The 22,503-nt window shown below is 56.9% G+C and carries 20 protein-coding genes; 12 read left to right on the forward strand and 8 right to left on the reverse strand.

Annotation, left to right across the window (positions count from 1 at the left end; translation table 11 throughout):
- Positions 1-28 precede the first annotated feature (28 nt).
- Positions 29-976: a LysR family transcriptional regulator gene (locus LSG25_RS01005; RefSeq protein ID WP_232742875.1), complete on the reverse strand. Its 948-nt coding sequence runs from the start codon at positions 974-976 to the stop codon at positions 29-31.
- A gap of 167 nt (positions 977-1,143) precedes the next feature.
- Between LSG25_RS01005 and LSG25_RS01010 the strand changes: the two genes are divergently transcribed.
- The 5 genes from LSG25_RS01010 to thpD all read left to right on the forward strand — a co-directional run bounded on the left by LSG25_RS01010 (position 1,144) and on the right by thpD (position 4,960).
- On the forward strand, positions 1,144-1,686 hold the full coding sequence (locus LSG25_RS01010) for a MarR family winged helix-turn-helix transcriptional regulator (RefSeq protein WP_232742876.1): 543 nt from the start codon (positions 1,144-1,146) through the stop codon (positions 1,684-1,686).
- A gap of 64 nt (positions 1,687-1,750) precedes the next feature.
- Positions 1,751-2,284, forward strand: a complete 534-nt coding sequence (gene ectA / locus LSG25_RS01015; protein WP_232742877.1) for a diaminobutyrate acetyltransferase — start codon at positions 1,751-1,753, stop codon at positions 2,282-2,284.
- Positions 2,285-2,329: 45 nt separating this feature from the next.
- The gene (gene ectB, locus LSG25_RS01020) at positions 2,330-3,634 is read left to right on the forward strand and encodes a diaminobutyrate--2-oxoglutarate transaminase (RefSeq protein ID WP_232744513.1); all 1,305 of its coding nucleotides are present in this window, start codon (positions 2,330-2,332) and stop codon (positions 3,632-3,634) included.
- The gene (locus LSG25_RS01025) at positions 3,631-4,026 is read left to right on the forward strand and encodes an ectoine synthase (protein WP_232742878.1); all 396 of its coding nucleotides are present in this window, start codon (positions 3,631-3,633) and stop codon (positions 4,024-4,026) included. Before ectB ends, LSG25_RS01025 begins: the two co-directional genes overlap by 4 nt.
- Before the next feature lie 25 nt (positions 4,027-4,051).
- A complete protein-coding gene (gene thpD, locus LSG25_RS01030; protein ID WP_305072058.1) occupies positions 4,052-4,960 on the forward strand; it encodes an ectoine hydroxylase in 909 nt (302 codons plus the stop codon).
- Between the two features lie 46 nt (positions 4,961-5,006).
- Here the strand turns inward: thpD and ehuA are convergent, their stop codons facing one another.
- The 5 genes from ehuA to LSG25_RS01055 form a co-directional block, all read right to left on the reverse strand.
- A complete protein-coding gene (gene ehuA / locus LSG25_RS01035; RefSeq protein ID WP_305072059.1) occupies positions 5,007-5,783 on the reverse strand; it encodes an ectoine/hydroxyectoine ABC transporter ATP-binding protein EhuA in 777 nt (258 codons plus the stop codon).
- Entirely contained in the window at positions 5,780-6,472 is a 693-nt protein-coding gene (gene ehuD / locus LSG25_RS01040; RefSeq protein WP_232742879.1) for an ectoine/hydroxyectoine ABC transporter permease subunit EhuD, read from the reverse strand. The genes ehuA and ehuD overlap by 4 nt, the downstream gene beginning before the upstream one ends.
- A 2-nt stretch (positions 6,473-6,474) precedes the next feature.
- Positions 6,475-7,146, reverse strand: a complete 672-nt coding sequence (gene ehuC / locus LSG25_RS01045; protein WP_232742880.1) for an ectoine/hydroxyectoine ABC transporter permease subunit EhuC — start codon at positions 7,144-7,146, stop codon at positions 6,475-6,477.
- 24 nt (positions 7,147-7,170) lie between these two features.
- Positions 7,171-8,034, reverse strand: coding sequence for an ectoine/hydroxyectoine ABC transporter substrate-binding protein EhuB (ehuB, locus tag LSG25_RS01050; protein WP_232742881.1), 864 nt, complete (start codon positions 8,032-8,034; stop codon positions 7,171-7,173).
- 260 nt (positions 8,035-8,294) lie between these two features.
- On the reverse strand, positions 8,295-9,173 hold the full coding sequence (locus LSG25_RS01055; protein WP_232742882.1) for a lipid A biosynthesis lauroyl acyltransferase: 879 nt from the start codon (positions 9,171-9,173) through the stop codon (positions 8,295-8,297).
- 243 nt (positions 9,174-9,416) lie between these two features.
- Here LSG25_RS01055 and tig point away from each other — a divergent pair, with 243 nt between their 5' ends.
- From tig to lon, 4 genes are all read left to right on the forward strand, one after another.
- Positions 9,417-10,727: a trigger factor gene (gene tig / locus LSG25_RS01060; RefSeq protein ID WP_232742883.1), complete on the forward strand. Its 1,311-nt coding sequence runs from the start codon at positions 9,417-9,419 to the stop codon at positions 10,725-10,727.
- Positions 10,728-11,384, forward strand: a complete 657-nt coding sequence (gene clpP / locus LSG25_RS01065; RefSeq protein ID WP_232742884.1) for an ATP-dependent Clp endopeptidase proteolytic subunit ClpP — start codon at positions 10,728-10,730, stop codon at positions 11,382-11,384.
- Positions 11,385-11,492: 108 nt separating this feature from the next.
- Complete coding sequence (clpX, locus tag LSG25_RS01070) at positions 11,493-12,800, forward strand: ATP-dependent Clp protease ATP-binding subunit ClpX (RefSeq protein ID WP_232742885.1); 1,308 nt, start codon at positions 11,493-11,495, stop codon at positions 12,798-12,800.
- A gap of 156 nt (positions 12,801-12,956) precedes the next feature.
- On the forward strand, positions 12,957-15,425 hold the full coding sequence (lon, locus tag LSG25_RS01075) for an endopeptidase La (RefSeq protein WP_232742886.1): 2,469 nt from the start codon (positions 12,957-12,959) through the stop codon (positions 15,423-15,425).
- Between the two features lie 891 nt (positions 15,426-16,316).
- Here the strand turns inward: lon and LSG25_RS01080 are convergent.
- Entirely contained in the window at positions 16,317-17,303 is a 987-nt protein-coding gene (locus tag LSG25_RS01080) for a tripartite tricarboxylate transporter substrate binding protein (RefSeq protein ID WP_232742887.1), read from the reverse strand.
- 241 nt (positions 17,304-17,544) lie between these two features.
- Here LSG25_RS01080 and LSG25_RS01085 point away from each other — a divergent pair, with 241 nt between their 5' ends.
- Positions 17,545-19,092, forward strand: a complete 1,548-nt coding sequence (locus LSG25_RS01085; protein WP_232742888.1) for an AMP-binding protein — start codon at positions 17,545-17,547, stop codon at positions 19,090-19,092.
- A gap of 53 nt (positions 19,093-19,145) precedes the next feature.
- On the opposite strand, the gene LSG25_RS01090 is transcribed toward LSG25_RS01085, so the two are convergent.
- Complete coding sequence (locus tag LSG25_RS01090; protein ID WP_232742889.1) at positions 19,146-20,051, reverse strand: LysR family transcriptional regulator; 906 nt, start codon at positions 20,049-20,051, stop codon at positions 19,146-19,148.
- A gap of 101 nt (positions 20,052-20,152) precedes the next feature.
- On the opposite strand from LSG25_RS01090, the gene LSG25_RS01095 reads away from it, so the two are divergent.
- Positions 20,153-21,316: an acyl-CoA dehydrogenase family protein gene (locus LSG25_RS01095; protein WP_232742890.1), complete on the forward strand. Its 1,164-nt coding sequence runs from the start codon at positions 20,153-20,155 to the stop codon at positions 21,314-21,316.
- A 12-nt stretch (positions 21,317-21,328) separates the two neighbouring features.
- Positions 21,329-22,465, forward strand: coding sequence for a CaiB/BaiF CoA-transferase family protein (locus tag LSG25_RS01100; protein WP_232742891.1), 1,137 nt, complete (start codon positions 21,329-21,331; stop codon positions 22,463-22,465).
- Positions 22,466-22,503 lie beyond the last annotated feature (38 nt).

Below are 22,503 nucleotides of genomic sequence, written 5' to 3' on the forward strand. Positions count from 1 at the left end.
GGGTGGCCGCAAAGGCCGCCCCTACCAATCATTCTGGTGCGTCCTGTTCTTCTATCTGCGGCTCCGGCTGGACGGTTGCATGTCGCGACGCCAGAAAGTTCAGGACATGCAGGGCTTCGGCAGGCAGTTCCTTGGCGCTTCGAACACCGAGCCACAAGGTGCGTGAAGCCCAGCCGTCGGAAAGTGGGATGGCGCGCAGCCCCGCTCCCAGTATTTCCTGCCGAACCGCGCCGCGTGGCAGCACGCCTATGCCCAATCCGGCTTCGATCATGCGGCATATGGCATCGAAGCTGGCAACCTGGACCCTCAGTTTCAATGCGCGTTCCAGGACGGCGGCCGCGCTGTGCATGCGGACCAACAGGGAACTGCCTTCGGTAAGTCCGACGAAATCATAGTCCAGCGTATCGGCAAAGTCGACGATGTCCCGCCCTGCGAGGGGATGGCTTCCGGGAACCAGCACGACGAGCTGGTCGTGTCGATACAGGCGCTTTTCCAGTGACAGCGAGGGGGTGTTGTCCGCAAAGATGCCGATATCGGCAATGCCATGAGCCACTGCATTGATGGCGTCTTCACTGATTTTTTCTTCGAGAATGATCCGGATGCCTGGGTGCTGTTCCATCAGTACGGCAAGATCGACAGGTAAAAACTGGATGATGGAGGAGGTATTGGCCCAGATGCGCACATGGCCGCGTACGCCCAGTGCGTAATCGTTCATGTCCAGGGCCATGCGGTTCACGCTGTTCAGCAGGTTTTGCGCATGATCGGCCAGGTTTTGACCCGCGGGCGTCAATGCCAGGCCGCGCGGCAAGCGAACAAACAAAGTGCAGCCTATGGTCTTTTCGAGCTCGGAAATACGCTTGCTCAGCGCCGACAGCGTCATGTGCGAGCGTTCCGCAGCCTTGGTAAGGCTGCCTGCCTGGGCTGCATATAAAAAAACACGTAATGACTGGATATCGAAATGAACCGGATTGACCATGGTTTTGCAAGAGCCTGTTAGCGGGTGGCGGGACCCAGTTTATCAAGGCCCTTCCTGCTGCGCCTTGATGATTACCCGGGAGCCGGCAGTAGCTTGACAATATTGATTGGCAATCATATTATTTGAGTAGAAATTAATTTAACTGAATACTTTTTATTGCGCGTGCTATGAACGAACCTCTGATAACCACACAAGCTTACGATCTGCGCATTCTGCGTGCCTTGCGCCGCATAACGCGATCTATTGCCTTGCATTCGCGTCATTTGGCAGCTTGCAGCCACATCACGGCACCGCAACTGATCTGTTTGCGGGCGGTCATCGACAGCGGGCCGCTCACTGCCACGGCAATCAGCCGCGAGATCCATGTCAGCCCCAGCACCGTCGTGGGGATCCTCGACCGCCTCGAAGACAAGGGCTTGATCTGCCGTGAACGCAGCCGCGAAGACCGCCGCATCGTTTTCGTCTCGGCTACCGAGGCGGGTGTTGTGCTGGCCAGGGATACACCTTCGCCTTTGCAGAAAAAACTGGCTGATGCGCTCAACGCCTTGCCGGAACTGGAGCAGCTCACCATCACGATGTCGCTGGAGCGCATTGTCGGCCTGATGGAGCCGCAGGGCGTGCTTCCGCCAGAAGCGCCGGAGGAGCCGGGCTCGCCTATTCTTGATGTCGGTGTTGGCGGTGCGCCTCCAGAATCGGGGTTGGTGGTATGAAGCGCGATGCAAGAACGGCTCCTGCGTCGAATCCCATAATGCCGGCAGGTTTGTGGAAAGGCTGATGGAGCTGCGTCCACTCAGCAAGGTTGATGGGCTTGCCGTCCATCGCTTGGTTGGCGAGTGTCCGCCCCTGGATTTGAATTCGGTTTATGTGTATCTGCTTTTGAGCGAACATTTTTCCGACACCTGTGTGCTTGCCGAAAACGCGGGTGTCGTGAACGGTTTTATTTCGGCCTATATGCCCCCAGCCAGGCCGGAGGTGTTGTTTGTCTGGCAGGTTGCCGTGCATTCCCGTGCGCGGGGCCACGGCTTGGCGCGCCTTATGTTATGGAATTTGCTCGAGCGCCCTGGCTTGAGCGGGATTCGATATATCGAAACCACGGTCGGCCCCGACAACGCCGCGTCTCGCAATGTGTTTGCGGGAATTGCCCGGCAATTGCGGGCACCCGTCGTCGACAGCCCACTGTTTGAACGCGAACTTTTCGGCGCCGGCGAACATGCCGACGAGCGGCTTTTGCGTATCGGTCCGTTTGATGCTTCGCCGCGTCAGGCTCAAGCCGGTGGGCATTTCACCAAAGAGGCGCCAGGGTTGTGAGTAAGCCGCCCTGGAGAACGCCTCGTAACCCAGAGGGAGAAAATGATGGACTTGAGAATATTTGACCGGATGGAGTCTGAGGTGCGCGGCTACGTCCGGTCGTTCCCGGTAATTTTCGATCAGGCGAAAGGGTCCCTGCTGTTTGACGAAGCAGGCAAGCAATACATCGATTTTTTCAGTGGCGCCGGAACCCTGAATTATGGCCACAATAATCCGGTTCTTAAAAAGAGGCTGCTTGATTACCTCGACAGCGACGGGGTTGTGCATGGCCTTGATATGGCCACCAGTGCGAAGAAATATTTTCTGGAAACGTTTGAGCGGGTACTGCTCAAGCCGCGCGGCTGGCAATACACCCTGCAATTCACCGGCCCGACCGGGACCAATGCGGTCGAGGCGGCCCTGAAGCTTGCGCGCCTGGTGAAGGGCCGGCAGAACATCATATCGTTTACGCACGGGTTTCACGGCGTCAGCGCGGGTTCGCTGGCGGTCACTGCCAATTCAAAGTTCCGCAAGGCGGCAGGTGTGGCGCTTGCCAACACCACATTCATGCCGTACGACGGCTATATGGGCCCCGATGTCGACACGGCGGCTTATCTGGAGCGCCTGCTCGATGATTCGAGCAGCGGCCTGGATCATCCTGCCGCAGTCATCGTGGAGACGGTGCAAGGAGAGGGGGGCGTCAACGTCGCAACCTGGCGCTGGCTCAAGCAGTTGGAAACGCTTTGCCGCCGGCATGATATGTTGCTTATCGTCGACGATATCCAGGTGGGTTGCGGACGCACTGGCGGCTTCTTCAGTTTCGAGCCGTCCGGTATTCGTCCGGACATCATCACGCTGTCGAAATCCCTGTCGGGATTCGGCTTGCCCATGTCCCTGGTATTGCTCAAGCCCGAACACGATGTATGGAAGCCGGGAGCGCACAGCGGTACGTTCCGCGGCAACAACCTGGCGTTTGTGACCGCGGCGCAGGCACTTGACAGCTATTGGGCCACGGAAGCGTTTGCGGCCGATACGCAGCGCAAGGAAGGGCTGGTGCGCGACTGGCTGGAAAACCTGGCATACAGTTATCCGGCGGCAGGTTTGAGCGTTCGCGGGCGCGGTCTGATACAGGGCCTGGCAACGCCGGCCGATAGCGGCTTGGCCGGCCAAATTGCCGCACGGGCGTTCGAGCACGGTGTAGTTATAGAAACTTCCGGCGCAAATGACGAGGTGCTCAAGGTATTGCCGGCGCTGACCATCGAGGACGAGCTGCTGGAGCGCGGGCTTGAAGTCATCGAGCGCAGCACGGCGGAGGTCCTGGCCGGGCAGGCCAATGCCAAGGTATTGAAATTTGGAGGGCAGCGTCGATGATAGTCAAAAATGTCAATGATGTGATTGGAACCGAATACGAGGTGAAGACTCGCAACTGGCTGAGCCGGCGCGTGTTGCTGCAGAAAGACGGCATGGGTTTTTCCTTTCACGAAACTATTATTTTCCCCGGCACGGAAACGCATATTCACTATCAGCACCACCTGGAAGCGGTTTGGTGCATCGAAGGCGACGGCGAAGTCGAAACGATTGCCGACGGGAAGAAATATGCCTTGGGGCCCGGGGTGGTCTATGCCCTGAACGAGAACGATGAGCACTGGCTGCGTGGCGGCAAGGCTCCGCTCAGGGTGATTTGCGTATTCAATCCGCCCCTGACAGGCCAGGAAGTGCATGACGAGAAGGGGGTATACCCATTCCTGTCGAACGCAGCTTGAACTGCAGGGTCAAGTAACGGTGATTATGATGAGTGATATTTACGATTCACGCACTGACCGGAGCTCGGCAATCATTGCGCGGCGCGACCCGGTCGTGCATGGCGACGGCCATTACGCCGATGTTTTGTCGGCCGAGCAGATCAGAGCTTACGAAAGCGATGGATTTTTGCTGCTGGAAGATCTGTTCGGTTCGCAGGAAACGGAGTCTTTGCTGGCCGAGGTCAAGCGTATGAGCCGCGACCCGTCGATTGCCGGCAGCGAGGTGGCTATTGCCGAGCCGGGCAGCGATGCCGTACGCTCGGTATTCAGAGTGCATGAGCTCAGCCCCATGGTGCAGCGCCTGGCGCGCGATCCGCGTCTGGCCCATGTGGCTCGGCAGATTTTGGGCTCTGAAGTCTACATACACCAATCCAGGGCCAACATGAAGCCTGGCTTCAAAGGCAAGGAATTCTATTGGCATTCCGATTTTGAAACCTGGCATGTGGAGGATGGCATGCCAGGCATGCGAGCCTTGAGTTGCTCGGTGCTACTGACCGACAACAACGAATGCAACGGTCCGTTGATGGTCGTTCCGGGCTCGCATCGCCATTTTGTGTCCTGCCAGGGCCGCACGCCCGAGGACCACTACCGTCAGTCGCTCAAAAAGCAGGAATATGGTGTGCCCGATCCCGTCAGCTTGCAATTGCTGGTTGAGCAAGGCGGAATCCGGGCCATTACAGCCAAGGCCGGTTCGGTGGTTTTTTTCGATTGCAACACCATGCACGGATCGAACGGCAATATTTCACCATGGCCCAGGGCGAATGTCTTCATGGTTTACAACAGCGTGGAAAATCGTTTGAGTCCGCCAAAATATGGCTTGAAGCCGCGCCCCGAGCACATTGCCAGTCGGCAAGGCGATGCGGTGATCGAGCCTTTGGACGTCTCGACAGCCTGAAGCCGGCGTCGGACCGGGATGCATCCGGTCCGGCGCTTCGATGGCGTCAATTGGGGTTGATGAAAGCTTTCAGGAATTCACGTGTGCGCTCTTCCCTGGGCTGCGTGAACAACTGTTCAGGTGGCCCTTCTTCGACAATGACGCCTTGGTCGAAAAAACAGACCCGGTCCGAAATCTGTTTGGCGAATTGCATTTCGTGGGTCACCAGCAACATGGTCAGGTCGTGTTCTTCAGACAGGCGCTGAATGACATTGAGCACTTCGCCCACCAGTTCCGGGTCGAGGGCCGAAGTCGGTTCGTCGAACAGCATAATGTTCGGATGCATGGCCAGGGCACGGGCAATCGCAACGCGTTGTTGCTGGCCGCCCGAGAGCTGGCCAGGAAATTTATCGGCCTGGTCGGTCAGTCCCACCAATTCCAGGTAATCATCGGCGCGCTGCCTTGCCTTGCCCTTGGACAGGCCCAACACCTGCACCGGAGCTTCGGTAATATTGCGGCGCACTGTCATGTGCGGGAATAAATTGAACTGCTGAAAAACCATGCCCATTTCCTTGCGCATTTCGCGCAGATGGGCTTCATCGGCCGGTACCAGCTCGTCATTCCGGTACTGGTGCCACAGCGGTTTCCCCGCTACGTGGATCATCCCTTCGTCGATATTTTCCAGGGTCATCAGAATGCGCAGCACGGTGGATTTTCCCGATCCGGACGGCCCGATGATCGTGACCTTTTCGCCTTTTTCAACCTGGAAATCGAGGGAGTCCAGCACCGTGACATCGCCGAAGCGCTTGCTGACTTTTTCGAGCTGAATAATAGAGTCGTTCATCGCAGGGGTAATCCTTGTTTTGGCAGGTGCTTGTCGATGTAGCGCACGCCGGCGGACGCCACAATCGTCAGCACGAGGTACAGCGCCCCCACCATGGAAAGGGGAATCAAATAGTTGAATGTGCGGTCGCCGATGATTTTGGCGACATTGAGCATTTCGAAGACCGATACGACCGACAGTACCGGTACGTCTTTCATGATTGATACCAGATAATTGCCAAGCGCCGGAATAATGCGCGGCAAGGCTTGCGGAAGAATAATGAAGCTGAAGGTCCGGAAGGCTGAAAGATCGAGCACGCGCGCGGCCTCGATCTGGCCGCGGACGATGGCCTCGAGTCCAGCCCGGTACACTTCGGAGGTGTAGGCGCTGTATTGCAGTCCCAGCGCCAGCGCACCGGTCAGGAAGGCGGGCAGCACGATGCCGTAGTCGGGCAGCACGTAATATAGGAAAAACAGCTGGACCAACAGCGGGGTGTCGCGGATGAATTCGCAGACTATCCGGGCGGGCCACGCTATGCTGCGGAATCGGGATCCCTTCAGCGCGGCAAGAGCCAGGCCCACGATGGCGGCAACGGCGAAGCCGAGCACGGTGGCCTCGATAGTGACCAGCAGTCCCCGCAGCAGGATAGGGAGAATGGAATTGGCAAACGCCCAGTTGTTGCTGGTGTCCCAATGGATGCCAAATAACATGTTCAGGCCTTTGTGGTGCGCCAGCGCCCCACGGAGCGTTCAAGCAGTTTCATGATGGCCGTCAAGACCAGCGCCATGCCGAAGTACATGAACAGCAGCAAGGTGTAGATCGTTGTGCTGTCCTGCGTGAAATTACGGATTTGCTCGGCGCGGAAGGCCAGGTCGCCCAGACTGATCAGCGAGACCAGTGCCGTGTCCTTGAGGTTCTGAACCGCCAGATTGCCGAAACTGGGCATCATTTCGGGAACGGCCTGGGGGATGGCAATGCGCCACAGAATTTGCCGGGGAGTGAAATCCAGCGCCTTCGCGGCTTCATATTGCTCTCGCGGTACAGCCTGGATGGCGCCGCGCACTACTTCCGCCCCATAGGCGCCGATGTTCAGGCTTAACGCCAGTACGCCTGCGGCGACCGGCGGGAGGCGCAGATCCATGCCTATGGCCTGGCCAAGGATAGGCAAGGCAAAATATAGCCAGAACAGTTGCACGAGCAGCGAGGTACCGCGAAATACTTCAATGATGGCAATCGACACCAGCCGGCAGGGTCTGTTGCGTGCAAGCTTTCCCACCCCAAGGGCAAAGGCAACAACGGCACCCAGCAAGGTCGAAAATACCGTCAGTTGCACTGTTACCCAGGCACCCTGAAGCAAGGGCTCGCTATAGCTTGTCCAGTTCATGGTCTGCGCCGCCCTTGAGGCGCTTTACTTGGCACAGAGCTGGGCCGTGGTCTTGTTGAAGGAATCTTCGGCGTCGGTGGCTGTGAATCCATATTGGGTCATGATTTTCTTCCATTCCGGTGTTTTCTTGAATTTTGCCAATTCGGTGTTGACCGCGTCGCGCAAGCCCGCCGACTGTTGGGCGAAGGCAAATCCCCCCCAACTGCGGGCAGGCGCGCCATTGATGACCGGATCGGTGAAATTTTTGGCCATGCCCACCTTTGGGCTTTTACCCGCAAGCTGGCTGACTGTCAGGCCGGTCGCCGCATAGGCGTCTGCACGGCCCGTTGAAACTGTGGAAATGGCGTCGGCGTTGTTGGAGATCGTCACAATATGATTATCGGGAACGCCAAGTGCCTGCATCATTTCGAGCTGATCGGCCCCCGCCATGATCGCGACCTTGGCGCCTTTTTTTACAAAATCCCTGTAAGAGTGCAACTGTTTGGGATTGCCCTTGGCTACCAGCAGGCCTTCGCCATACGAACTATTGGGTTCGGAGAACAATATTTCCTGGCAGCGCTGGGGAAGAATAGCCATTTCCGCCGCAACCATGTCGAAGCGACCAGCCTTCAGGCCGGGTATCAGCGAGCCGAAATTGGTGCTTATCCAGTCTATTTTCTTGATGCCCAGCTGTTTCATCACATGGGCGGCGACATCGGGGCCTGCGCCTTTGGCATGCCCGTTCAAATCTATATATCCGTACGGAATTTCGTTGGCTACGGCGATGCGTATTTGGCCGTTTTTCCTGATTTGATTCAAGTCTGCCGAGTTGGCCGCACTGGTGGCGCCGGCCATGAGCGCAAGCGTCATGGCCGCGATGGTGGCTTTGAGCCGATAGGTTTTGTTCATAGTGCATGTCCTTTGTCTTGAATGAAGCTGCTGATGGGTCTCCTTTTCTTGTTTCGCCATCAATTGTATCTAAAGAAATAGTACATCATAAAATGATTTCAGTTCAAATTAATAGCATAAAAGGCTTCTGACAAGAGCAAAAGAAGGGGGTGGCGGAGAATCGGCAAGTCCGGTTTCAGCCGGAATGTCTTTGCCGCGAGGGGCGACTTCAAGCCCGCCTGGAGTTGTTCGCGAAAGGCCGGTGGTGTTCCGGCATTACGTCAATATACGGGCTTTTCGCCCGCGGGGCGTCGTTTGAAGCGGCGGTGAACCCAGTAGTATTGGTCCGGGATAAGGCGAATCTGGGTTTCCAGGAATTGATTCATCCGCAGGGCGTCCATGCCGGCGTCGCCGCAGGGGAAGGCTTCAAGAGGCTCAAAAATACTCAGCTTGTAGCCGCGGTATCCAGGCAATACTGCGGCCACGAAGGGGACGACTCGGGCGCCGCTGAGTTGCGCAAGGCGGGAAACGGCGGTCAGGGTGCAGGCTTGCACGCCGAAAAAGGGCACAAAGACGGAATCTCGCAGGCCAAAATCCATATCGGCGGCAAGCATGATCGGTTTGCCGGATTTGAGTATTTTCAATGTCTGGCGCGCGCTGCCGTTGCGGGGAATCATTTCAGTGCCGAAGCGTGCCCGCTGCAGGCGCGCGATATCGTCGGTGGAGTGATCCGACATGGGGGTGTATATCGAGGCCACCGGGTGAAGAATAGAGTAGTACATGCAGCCGGCTTCTATCGCGGCAAAATGGAAGCCGAGAAAAATGGTGGGCTGCTCGTAGGTATCCATCAGTTTGATGGCGCTTTCCAGCTCGACAAGCTGCGACAAAGCCTTGGCGCTGCCGTACCACTGAACCCCGCGTTCCATGTAACTGCGTATTACATGACGAAAGGTAGAGCGCGCCAGTTGTTTGCGTTCGGACTCGTCCTTTTCGGGAAAACAGAGGCGCAAGTTCGTATCGAGGATGCGTTTGCGCCTGCTTGGAAGCAGGTATAGCAATGAACCCAGGGTTTCACCAAAGCGGGCAACAAGACCGTAGGGAAGGGCGGAGAGCATGCGAAGCACGCCCGATGTCAGGGAGTTTTGTGTGCTGTTTTTCATTAATAGGGGCATTCCTTGCGGATGCCCTTGAGAGGCGGGAGGATGTAAGCGCTACATCCTGGGCCCATGCTACCACGTGCCCGGTCGTGCGGCTCCGCTTGGAAACGGTATGAAACACTTCTTCCGGATTTGTTTTGGCAAAGCTGGCTATATATAGGCCGAGGCACTGGTTACATCGGCTTTTGCAGTTTCCGGTAAAATACCCTGTTCTTTTGTTCAATTACTCATTTATATAGGTCTCTAATGCAGCCCGTGGTTGAAATTTTGTCCGGCCTGGAGCGCCGTGTTGATCTGATCGTTTCGGTCGCCGATGTAGAAAAAGAAGTCCAGGCGCAACTCAAACGCGTGGCTCGTACCGCCAAGGTTCAGGGCTTTCGGCCTGGCAAGGCTCCGCTTGCCATGATCGAACGCAGCCATGGTCCCGGCATACGCTACGACGTTATCAATAACGAGGTCGGCCGCTCGCTGGACAAGATCATCGGGGATGCCAAGCTTCGTGTTGCCGGGGTTCCGAATCTCGAGCCAAAAACCGAAGGCGTGGAAGAGGGTTCCATGGCATTTTCGGCCACTTTCGAGGTATACCCCGAGGTGTCTTTGCCCGATCTGTCCGCCTTGCAGGTCAAGCGCGCCACGACCGAAGTCGGCGATGCCGAGGTCCAGCAAACCATTGATATCCTGCGCAAGCAGCGTGCCAATTATGAGGCCCGCGATGGCCGCGCTGCGCAAGACGACGATCGTGTAACACTGGATTTTGCCGGTACTATCGATGGCACACCCTTCGATGGCGGTTCGGCCGAAAAATTTCCTTTCGTCCTGGGCCAGGGCCGCATGTTGCCCGAGTTCGAAACGGCCGTGCGCGGCATGAAAGCCGGCGACAAGAAAACCTTTCCGCTCAACTTTCCCGCCGACTACGGTGGCAAGGAAGTGGCTGGCAAGACTGCCGAGTTCGCCATTACCGTGACTGAAGTCGCAGAACCCGTGTTGCCCGAACTCAATGCCGAGTTTGCCAAATCTTTGGGTCAAGCCGAAGGCGATGTGGAAAAACTGCTGGCCGACGTACGCTCCAACATCCAGCGCGAAGTCAAGTCGCGTGCCCAGGCCCGCACCAAAGGCAGCGTCATGGATGCCCTGGTGTCCGCCTGCACATTCGACGTGCCCAAGGCACTGGTCGAAAACGACGCCCAGGGCCGTGTAGTTGCCGCCCGCGAAGAACTCAAGCAGCGTGGCGTACCCAATGCCGAGTCGGTGCCTATTCCGGTTGAAGCCTTCACGGCCGAATCCGAGCGCCGCGTGCGTCTAGGCCTGCTGGTTTCCGAACTGGTCAGCAACGCCAATTTGCAAGCCAAACCCGAACAGGTTCGCGCGCGCATTGAAGAGTTTGCGCAAAATTACGAACAGCCGGCCCAGGTCGTGGCGTACTATCTGTCCGATCGCCAGCGCCGCGCCGAAATCGAAGCTATAGTGCTGGAAGACAACGTAGTGGATCACGTTTTGTCCAAGGCGCAGGTTGCCGACGAAAAAGTGGCTTTTGACGAACTCATGGGGACTGCATAAATGCAGCGGTTTACTGATTTTTACGCGGCGATGCATGGCGGCGATTCGGTTGCGCCCACAGGCTTGGGCTATGTGCCCATAGTGATCGAACAGTCCGGGCGTGGTGAGCGCTCGTACGATATCTATTCTCGCCTGTTGCGCGAGCGGGTCATCTTTTTTGTCGGGCCGGTCAACGATCAGTCGGCAAACCTGGTGGTCGCCCAGCTCCTGTTTCTGGAGTCGGAAAATCCCGATAAGGATATTTCGCTTTATATCAACTCGCCGGGTGGGTCAGTCTATGCGGGCATGGCCATCTATGACACCATGCAGTTCGTCAAGCCGGACGTGTCCACGCTGTGTACCGGTCTGGCAGCCAGCATGGGCGCGTTTCTGTTGGCGGCCGGCGCCAAAGGCAAGCGTTATACCTTGCCCAACTCACGCATCATGATTCACCAGCCTTCGGGTGGTGCGCAAGGGCAGGCGTCCGATATCCAGATCCAGGCCCGCGAGATCCTGAGCTTGCGGGAGCGCCTGAACAGTATTCTGGCCAAGCATACGGGGCAGCCGATCGACCGTATCGAGGTCGACACCGAGCGCGATAATTTCATGTCGGCCGAAGATGCGGTATCGTACGGTTTGGTAGATAAAGTACTGGTCTCTCGTTCCGACGAGGCTTGAGGACCAGCCGGTCGGCTGGCGGGATCCAACCTGTTGGCCGGCGATTATCCGATAGTCGAATGGTTTCTGTTCGTGCTGTCCATAGATAGATACTAATCGAAGAGTTTTATGCCTGAAAAAAAAGGATCGGCAGACGAAAAAGTGTTGCATTGTTCGTTTTGCAATAAAAGTCAGCACGAGGTTCGCAAACTTATCGCCGGACCATCGGTCTTTATTTGCGACGAATGCATTGATCTGTGCAACGACATCATCCTCGAGGAAACCCACGAGGCAGCCCGGGACGCGATTCGTAATGAATTGCCCACTCCTTACGAAATCAAGAGCTTTCTCGATGGCTACGTCATCGGGCAAGATACCCCCAAGCGCAATCTGGCGGTAGCGGTTTATAACCATTACAAGCGCATACGCTACGGAGAAGTCAAAGGCGACGACGTCGAACTTTCAAAAAGCAATATTTTGCTGATCGGGCCGACCGGCTCGGGCAAGACTTTGTTGGCCCAGACGCTGGCGCGCATGCTTGACGTTCCATTTGTCATGGCCGATGCAACCACGCTGACCGAAGCGGGCTACGTTGGTGAAGACGTCGAAAACATCATTCAGAAGCTGTTGCAGAACTGCAATTACGATGTGGAAAAGGCGCAGCGCGCCATTGTCTATATCGATGAAATCGACAAAATTTCACGCAAGTCCGATAATCCGTCCATCACCCGTGATGTATCCGGCGAAGGCGTGCAGCAGGCTTTGCTCAAGCTGATCGAAGGGACTGTCGCGTCGGTACCGCCGCAGGGCGGGCGCAAGCATCCCAACCAGGATTTCGTTCAGGTCGATACCACCAATATCCTGTTCATTGTTGGCGGCGCTTTCGATGGCCTCGAAAAGGTCATACGCGATCGTACCGAAAAGTCCGGCATCGGATTTTCAGCATCGGTGCATGCCAAGGCCGAAAGCAGCGTGGGCGAGTTGTTCTCCGAGGTCGAGCCCGAAGATTTGATCAAGTTCGGACTGATCCCCGAGCTCGTTGGTCGCTTGCCGGTTGTGGCCACTCTTGAAGAGCTTCAGGAAGACACCCTGATCCGCATCCTGACCGAGCCTAAGAATTCGCTCATCAAGCAATTCCAGAAATTATTTGAAATGGAAGATGTCGAACTGGATGTCCGCCCGCAGGCGCTTAGCGCCATTGCCCGTCGCGCGCTCAAACGCCGGACGGGTGCCCGCGGCTTGCGTTCCATCGTCGAACAGGCTTTGCTGGGAACCATGTACGAACTTCCTTCGCAGAAGAATGTCAAACGGGTGGTGCTGGACGAAAATGCAGTGGAAGGCAAAGGCTCGCCATTACTTATTTTCGCCGATCAAGATACCAAGCTCGCTCCCGAGCATAAGTCGGATCGACCGAAACTCAAGGATGCGGCTGCTTGAGCACCATGATTGAATAACCTTGTAAAAAGTAGGTTTATAGACGTCAGGGCTTGAAAATTTGGCTATCGTCCATACATACACCTACATGTAGTGCTACGAAAGGGAGGCTAATGCTTCCCTTTCGTTTCCAAAGTGGTGTTTTTTAAGGAAATTACTATGTCTGCGAGCCAGATTCTCTCTTCAGAACCCATGGACTTGCCCCTCTTGCCTTTGCGTGATGTGGTGGTTTTTCCGCACATGGTGATTCCCCTGTTTGTGGGTCGGCCCCGTTCCATCAAGGCGCTGGAACTGGCAATGGAAGCCGGCAACAACATCATGCTGGTGGCCCAGAAATCAGCCAGCAAAGATGATCCCACTCCCGATGACTTATACGAAATCGGCTGCGCGGCCGGCATTTTGCAAATGCTCAAATTGCCCGATGGCACGGTCAAGGTGCTGGTCGAAGGCTTGCAGCGTGCCCGTATCCAGGAGGTCAGCGATGCCGAAACGCATTTTATGGCCAAGGTTGCTCCGGTCGAACCCGACACCGAACAAGGTGCGGAGTCCGAAGCTTTGCGGCGCGCAATCGTTGCCCAGTTCGAACAATACGTCAAGCTGAACAAAAAAATACCTCAGGAAATCCTTACCTCGTTAAGCGGTATCGACGATGCGGGCCGTCTTGCCGATACGATCGCCGCTCATTTGCCGCTCAAACTTGAGCAAAAGCAAAAGATGCTCGAGTCCGTCGCAACGTCGGAACGCCTTGAAAATCTCCTGTCCCAGCTCGAAGGCGAAATCGATATCCTGCAGGTCGAGAAGCGCATACGCGGCCGTGTCAAGAAGCAGATGGAAAAGAGCCAGCGCGATTACTATCTGAACGAACAGGTCAAGGCGATCCAGAAAGAATTGGGCGAAGGCGAAGAGGGTGCCGACCTTGAAGAGCTCGAGAAGAAAGTCGTGGCTGCCCATATGTCCAAAGAAGGGCATAAAAAGGCCGACTCCGAGCTTAAAAAGCTCAAGCTCATGTCGCCGATGTCGGCCGAAGCCACCGTGGTCCGCAACTATATCGATACCTTGATCGGTTTGCCGTGGCGCAAGAAGAATCGCATCAATAATTCGATTCCCAATGCGGAGCACGTGCTTGACAGCGATCATTACGGTCTGGAAAAAGTCAAAGAACGCATCGTCGAATACCTGGCCGTACAGCAGCGGGTCGACAAGCTTAAAGCGCCTATTCTTTGCCTGGTCGGGCCTCCCGGAGTCGGTAAAACTTCCCTGGGCCAATCCATTGCTCGCGCCACCAATCGCAAATTCGTGCGCATGGCGTTGGGCGGGGTACGTGACGAAGCTGAAATTCGCGGGCATCGCCGTACGTACATCGGATCCATGCCGGGCAAGATTTTGCAGAACATGACCAAGGTCGGTGTGCGCAATCCCTTGTTTCTGCTCGACGAAATCGACAAGATGGGCGCCGATTTCCGTGGCGATCCTTCCTCGGCCCTGCTCGAGGTGCTGGATCCCGAACAGAACCACACGTTCCAGGATCATTACATCGAGGTCGACTTCGACCTTTCCGATGTCATGTTCGTGGCAACGAGCAATACGCTGAATATACCGCCTGCCTTGCTCGATCGCATGGAAGTCATACGATTGTCGGGATACACCGAAGATGAAAAAGTGCATATCGCATTCGACCATCTGTTGCCCAAGCTCATGAAGAACAATGGCGTGCGCGAAGGCGAAATGACCATTGAAGAATCGGCCATTCGCGATATTGTGCGTTATTACACTCGTGAAGCCGGGGTGCGTGCGCTCGAGCGCGAAGCCAGCAAGATCTGCCGTAAAGTGGTCAAGCAGATGTTGGCGCAGTCTTCCGATGCGGCAGGCGGCGGCAAAAAGGCCGGTTCGGGCAAGCCTGCGGTCGGCGTCACGGTAAACGCTGAAAATCTCAGCGACTTTCTGGGCGTACGCCGGTATAGCTTTGGCATGGCCGAAAAAGAGAACAAGGTCGGCCAGGTTACGGGTTTGGCCTGGACTGAAGTGGGCGGCGATCTGCTGACCATCGAAGTTGCCGATATGCCAGGAAAAGGCGTGGTGCAGCGTACGGGCTCTCTGGGCGATGTGATGAAAGAATCGGTCGAGGCGGCACGAACGGTTGTGCGTGCCCGGGCGCAGCGCTGGGGCATTGCCAATACGGCATTTGAAAAGCGTGATCTGCACGTGCACTTTCCGGAAGGGGCAACCCCTAAAGACGGCCCTTCGGCGGGTATTGCAATCACTACAGCCATGGTGTCGGCCCTGACGGGCATCCCTGTTCGCGCCGATGTGGCCATGACGGGCGAAATCACGCTGCGTGGTGAAGTCCTGCCGATAGGTGGCCTTAAAGAAAAGCTGCTGGCGGCGCATCGCGGCGGGATCAAGGTTGTCATGATTCCCGAGGAAAACGTCAAGGATCTGGCCGAGATTCCCGATAATGTGAAAAATCATCTGGAAATCATTCCGGTGCGCTGGATCGATCGGGTACTTGAAGTGGCGCTGCAGCATATGCCGACGCCTTTGTCGGATGAAGAGGTTGCCAGGCTGGCGGCCGAGTCGGTGGCCAATGCCAAGCCTAGCGATGATCCGTCGGGGGTGATGAAGCACTAGTGCGTTTTCGGCTCGAGTGTTTTACGGCACTGAACGCGTTTCAGTCATGTTTTTGAGCCGTTTAGGTTTGAGCGATGGCTGTGGGCTGTATTGCTGTGTTGTCTGTGTAGGCGTGATGGTATTTCTATAAAGACGCCGCAGGGTGGGCGGTGCTGTGTAGTCCGGCACGTCCAGCGGTCGTGGTGCTACGCACCCCGACTGCCCGGGTCTGCCTCGTCCAGGCGGGCGTCGGGCGAACTCGCCCGGCCTCGCGAGGCCGGGCTCAGACAGCGCCCGCCGAAGGCCCCCGCCTTCCCTTCGTCAGCACCCGGCGCTGGACTACCGCCGGACTACACAGCACCGCCCACCCTGCGGCTTGCGTTGAGGCAATGCATCGAGGTATGCATTGGGGAAGCCGCGTTGAGCCAATCACAGGCTACGTTGAGGCATCGGGCGCTTAATAAATCCAGGGTTTGGCACATCGTGGTGTAGTGGCCACGCGATAAAGGTACGGGTGCACGCACGTTAACGGTTCTATGGATGCAGGCCCATTAACGGTAGGTGCAAGCAGGTAAATTCCGGGCATCCCGTGATGCAATTCCAGGCATGCCATTACGCGAGCCGTCTATCGGGGCTTGGGGTCAGGACCGGCGTAAGGCGTGCGCCGGATGCTACCGTAGGGAAGGCGGGGGCTTTCGGCGGGCCATGTTTGAGCGCAGCCGCGCCAGCGGCGTAGCGAGTTTGGCCCGACGCCCGCCTGGACGAGGTAGATCCGGATCAAGCACGCCGTGCCGGTCCTGACCCCAAGCCCCGATAGACGGCGTCTTCAAATACCAAAGCTACCAAAGCATCGAATCCCGCAAACAACTCGACCCAAAAATTCTCCTGCATGGGGCCCACGTCAGCTGTTTGCTATTTAGTGCTCAGGTGCAGCCTTTCGATGATGGGCTTGTACCTCGCCGCTTCTTGATGAATCAGATCCCGCAGTTGTTTAGGCGGTCCCGGCAACAGGGTAAAAGACAAAGCATGCAACTGCTGCTGTATTTGTGGATCGTCCAAGGCTGATTGAACGGCCTTGTTCAGGCGGTTTACGATGGCGTCGGGCGTCCCTTTCGGTACGGCAATGCCTGCCCAGCTGCCGCTGTCGAACCCCGTGTATCCCAGTTCCGCCACCGTGGGTACTTGAGGCAGCGAGGGCGCGCGTTGCTTGCCGGTAACGGCAAGGGCGCGTATCTTTCCAGCCTGGATAAACGGAAGGGCGGGGGCCACGGCGACAATGGCCAGCCCTACTTGTCCGCCCGCCAGATCATTCAACGTGTTGCTGCCTCCCCGGTAGGGTATGTGTACCGCCTCGAACCCGAAGTGTTCTTTGATTTCTTCGAATGTCAGCTGCATGGATGTACCGACTCCCGGACTTCCGTAGCTGAGCGCCTGCGGATGCGCTTTGCCGTACGCCACCATATCCTTGAAGGTTTTTGCCGGAAAGGTATTGCTGGCCAGGATCACATGCGGGGCGATGCTGATGGCCGCCACGGGCTGAAAATCACCGATGGGGTCATAGGCCAGCTTGGGTGACAGATATTTGGCAATGGCGAAGTTGCCGCCGTATTCCAGCAGTGTGTAGCCGTCGGGTGCGGCCGCGGCCGCTTTCGCACCGCCTATATTGCCGCCTCCGCCGCTCACGTTCTCCACGATGATGTTTTCTTTCAAATCTTTGCTCATCGCCTTCGCGACCAGGCGAGCCAGAAAATCGAACTGCCCTCCCGCACTGAAGGGCACGATAAGCTGGATTGGCCTGGAAGGATATTCGGCACCTGCGGCAAGCGAGGGCAGCGTTGCCGCTGTGCCTATCAGCAGTCCCGCCAAGGCATGGAGTAAGGCGCGCGATCCAGTTTTCATTGATGTCTCCTGTTTTCAAGTCGTGTGTGGTCTGTTGATACACAACAGCCTTGACTCTAGTTGTACCGTGCCGTGGCGCCCAGTCCGATTCCGCACTTGCATTACCCGATAACCATAAAGCATGAGGCGGTATTGATCCCGGTCGATAACAGCCCGTCATCGGAAATCGTGGTCAAGTTATCCCGTCCCTTGCAACATGGAGCCACTATAGGCCTACATCAATCATACGAGATCAGCCTTCATGAACCAGGGACGTTTCTGCAGTCGTAACGCGCGATATTGGCGCGACCGGACGGCAATCATTTTCAAAGACACCTCGATCACTTACGGCCAGCTTGACGCAAGGTCGAACCGCTTGGCCAATGCCTTGCTGGGATTGGGTTTGGCCAAAGGCGATCGCGTGGCTATACAGGCCTGGAACCGGCCGGAAATCATTGAACTGGAGTGCGCTTTGTATAAGGCCGGCCTGGTCAAGGTCGCATTGAATGCCAGATTGTCGCCTCAAGAGATCGTCGACACGGTGAATAATGCCGGGGCCCGCATCCTTTTGGTGGATGAAGCTCATTTTGAAAGCCTCGTATCGGTGGCGGGGGATCTCCATTCGGTCGAAACCATGATTACGATCGGCGGTCTTCACGGGCGGCGCTACGAGGATCTCCTGGCCGCGGCGACCGATTCGAATCCGGACGCGCAAATGAGCGAAAGCGATCTTGCCGTGCTTCATTTCACCTCGGGTTCTACCGGAAAGTTGAAAGCTGCAATGCAGACCGTGGGAAATCGCATGGCCTCTCTGCGCAAAGTAGTGATGGGCCGGATGCGAGCCAATCCGGGCGAAGTGCTGGCGCTTGCGGGGCCGATCACCCATGCAAGCGGCATGTTCATGCAGCCGTTCCTGTTCCAGGGAGGTGCCATCCTGCTGCATGATCATTTCGATCCTGAGTCATTCATGGCTTCCGTGGAAAAACATCATGCCCGCTTCAGCTTCATGGTTCCCACCATGCTCAACATGCTGGTTAGCCACCCCGCCTTCCACCGTTACGATCTCGGCTCCCTGCGGCAGATTTCTTATGGCGGGGCGCCGATGGCGCCGGCGCGCATCCGTGAGGCCTGGGAAGGCCTGGGGCCGATACTGAGCCAGGGATACGGTGCCGGGGAAACGACGGGCGGCATGGTCATGCTCAGTTCCGACGATCACGCGCGGGGCATCGATCAATACCCGGAACTGCTGATGTCTTGCGGCCGTGCCTTTGGCGAAACCGAATTGCGGCTTGTCGATGAACAGGGGCAGCAGGTTCCGGCGGGCGAAATAGGCGAGATCACCGTTCGAGGCCCGGACGTATTCGCCGGCTACTGGCAGGAACCGGAGTTGAGCGCTCAGGCATTGAAAGAGGGTTGGCTGCATACCGGAGACCTGGCGCGCATGGATGAGGAAGGCTTTCTCTATATTGTCGACCGCAGGAAAGACATGATCATTTCCGGCGGCTTCAACGTCTATCCCAGTGAGGTCGAGCAGGCCCTGTACCAGCACCCCGCTGTCTATGAGGCCTGCGTTTTTGGCGTGCCCGATAATATGTGGGGAGAATCCGTCAAGGCGGTCATAGCGCTCAAGCCGGGAATGCATGCCAGCGAGGCCGAACTCATTGCCTATTGCAAATCCCGGCTGGCGGATTTCAAGAAGCCGCGTTCGATCGATTTTGTTGCCGGGCTGCCCAAGAATGCCAACGGCAAGCTTTCGCGCAAGGAATTGAAGGATCCGCACTGGCTTGGGCATCAACGCAACGTTGCCTAGGCCTTTGCGGCCTTTCATCGATGGAATCAGTGGCCGGGCCATCGGACACTTCTTTATTGCGCGGCCATGCCCGGATGCGGGTGCTGTTTGAGCAGTTCCATGAAACGCAGGGCCAGCGGGGACAAATAAGCGCCGCGCCGGGTGGTGATTCCCACAGTGCGCGGCCATACCGCTTCCCGCAAGGGAAATGCCCTCAGGCCATGGCTGCCGGCCTGCTTCATGGCTGATGCGCTGGAGACCGTCAATAAGTCAGTGGCTCGCACCATGCCAATGAGAAAAATGCTGGATGAGCTCGACTCGACTGCCACATTGGGCGCAGGCAGCCCGTGTTCCTCAAAACGCGCGTCGATGGAACGCCTGGCCACTACGCTTTGTCCGGGCAGGATCCATGATTCTTTGGCCAGATCGGAAAAGCGCAGATTGCGTGAAAAGAAAAGCGGGTGCCCCTCACGCGCAACAACATGCAGATTGTCGGTGAACAAGGCATGCTGTTCCAGTTCCGTTTGGGGTTGATTCAGGATCGCGCTGATACTTAAATCGAGATCGCCCAGGCGCAGCGCCGCGAACAACTTGTCATTCAAGCCTATCGTGACGTGTACGCGGGCCGCTGGCCGTTGCTGCAGAAGTATGGCGCAGGCATCGCCGAAATAGCTGGTGTAGTTGGGAGGAACGCCTACCCGCAGCAGTCCCAGCTTGCCCAGATGCAGGTCATTGGCTTCCTTGATGGCCTCGCTCAGTCCGAACTGGACGCCGCGGGCGCGCTGGAAGAAAGCTTGTCCTACTGTGGTGAGCACCATGCCTTTCGGGGTGCGTTCGAACAACTGCAACTGCAGTTCTTTTTCCAGGCGCTGTACTCCTTTGGTCAGGGCCGGCTGACTCTGGCCAAGCCGTTCCGATGCGCGGCCGACATGCCCGGCTTCAGCCACGGCAAGGAAGTAGTTCAGGTCTTCGAGGCGCATGTCATTCCCGCAGGTTATTGAGATCGTTAAATGGATAATCCGCTATCTGTGCCGATGCTGTCAATATGAGTTGTATAAACCATTTGATTGAGGTGGGTTCAATGAGCAGCACACTACCTGGCGCGGAATTTGCCCAGACTCGGGAAAAGTTGAAGTCGTATCTTGACGAGGAATTGATTCCCTACGAAAAAGCCTCCGGCTTTACCTATGAGGACAAATTTTCGAAAGATGCCGTGCGTGCGATATGGAAGCGTTCGCGGGAACTTGGGTTTTATGGGCTTCAACTGCCGCCGGATCTCGGTGGAAAAGGCATGAATGTGGCCGAGCTGTGCGTCCTGAAAGACGATGTGGCCGCTTCTGGCGCAATTCTGTTTCCGCACGTCCTGGGTGATTGGGGCGGCCCGTCGCGCATTGGGAACTTGATCAGGTACGCCAGTCCGTACCAGCTTGAAAACTATATGCTGCCTGTAGTGCGCGGCGAGAAGGGTTCATGCTTTGCCATGACGGAGCCGGCGTCGGGGTCCGATGCCGCCAGCATCAGAACGCGAGCGGTGAGAGAGGGGGATGATTACGTCATCACAGGCCGCAAGCATTACATCAGCGCTTCCGCGTTCGCGGACTTTGCGGTAACCATGTGCGTTACCGATCCGGATAAGGGCCGTGACGGCATTTCGGCCATTCTGGTCGACTTCGATCGCCCCGGGGTCAAATTGACATACGATTATCTGCCCATGACCGGGCAGCACGTCGATGCCGATATTGAACTGGAGCAAGTCCGTGTTCCCTGCGCCAACTTGATTGGAGAGGAGGGGGGCGGCTTCAGGATTGCGATGGATAGGGTCAGTGTGAATCGATTGCTGCATTGCCCGACCATGATAGGCCTGGCGCGCCAGGCCTATCGAATGTCTATCGACTACGCACACCATCGCCAACAGTTCGGCGGCCCGATAAGCCGTTTCCAGGCGATCCAGCACATGCTGGCGGACATGGCGACGGGCCTTTACGCCTGCGAGAGTATGGTGATGGCCGCCGCGCACAAGGCGGACGAGGGCGGCGACGTCCGCAGCGAAGCGTCAATGTGCAAATTGTTTGTCTCTGAAAAATGTTTCGAGATTGCCGACAAGGCGATGCAGATTCATGGCAATGTAGGCGTTACGAAGAATCATCCTGTGGAGTTCATCTTCCGCCGCTTGAGGCTTTACCGGATCGTGACAGGCACCAGCGAGATTCAGCGCAATACCATAGCCAAAGCTATTCTCGCCTGAGCCCGCGCATCCATGCCCGAAATGACCTGCCTGTCCGACACTGTGGTGCTCGACCTTGGTCAATTGCATCCCGGCCCCCATACGGCAATGCTGTTGGGCCAGCTTGGCGCAACAGTCATCAAGGTCGAGCGGCGTGCCGGAGGCGATCCGGCCCGTGCGTTGGGAGCGGACACCTTCGCCAAATACAACCGCGGCAAACTTTCCATCGCACTGGACCTCAAGAATCCCGACGACCGCGTCACGCTGTTGCGTTTGGTGCGGCACAGCCATGCCTTGATTGAGGGCTTCAGGCCTGGAGTGATGGACAGGCTTGGGCTGAGCTATTCTGAGTTGCGGGGGGCCAACCCGGCCCTCGTGATGTGTTCAATTTCAGGCTTTGGGCAAACGGGCCCTTATGCGCAACGCCCGGCCCACGATCTGAATTTCCTCGCTCTGGCCGGCTATTGGGCCGTGCCGTCGCAGGTGGATGATCTCATCGGCCGTCCACACGTGCGCCTGTCTGATTATTGCGCTTCGATGTATGCCGCTTTGGCCATGGTTGTGGCATTGATGACGGCGCGCCAGGAGGGTTGCGGACAATATCTTGACGTGTCGATTCACGATGCAATGATGGCGTGGACCGCGCCCGGTATCGATATCCTGAGGCGGGCCACGAGCGATGATATCGATGGAATGGCTCATATTATGCCGGACAATGACTTGTTTGCGACCTCTGATGGGCGTTATGTGGCGCTTGGAATATTGGAAGAAAAATTCTGGGTGAACCTGAGGGAACGATTGCGGGCGGAGTTCCCCGAAATAGGTTCGCAGGTTTACGATACGCGAGCGGAGCGCATGCGGCGCAAGCGTGAATTGCACACTCTTCTGAAAGGTATTTTTGTCAGCAAGACCTTGGCGCAATGGAAGCAGGTCTTTCATGGCTCGGATATTCCGTGGGCGCCTGTGCTCGATCGTGAAGAAGTATTTGCCGACCCGCACGTGCTGGACCGAGGCCTGCTGAGCGCCGCCCCGGACGGCGGTGGCATGATGGCCGGATTTCCCGTGCGCTTTTCGTCAGGCTTGCCTGAAAGGAGTATGTCGGTGCCGGAACTGGATGGGTCGCGTCGGGCAATCATGGATTGGCTCGATAGCAAAGACGGGAAGCATTAGAGCATTTTTGATTCGGGTGTTTAGGGCACTCGAGTGTT

The sequence above is a fragment of the Paralcaligenes sp. KSB-10 genome (assembly GCF_021266465.1).
Classification (GTDB): Bacteria; Pseudomonadota; Gammaproteobacteria; order Burkholderiales; family Burkholderiaceae_B.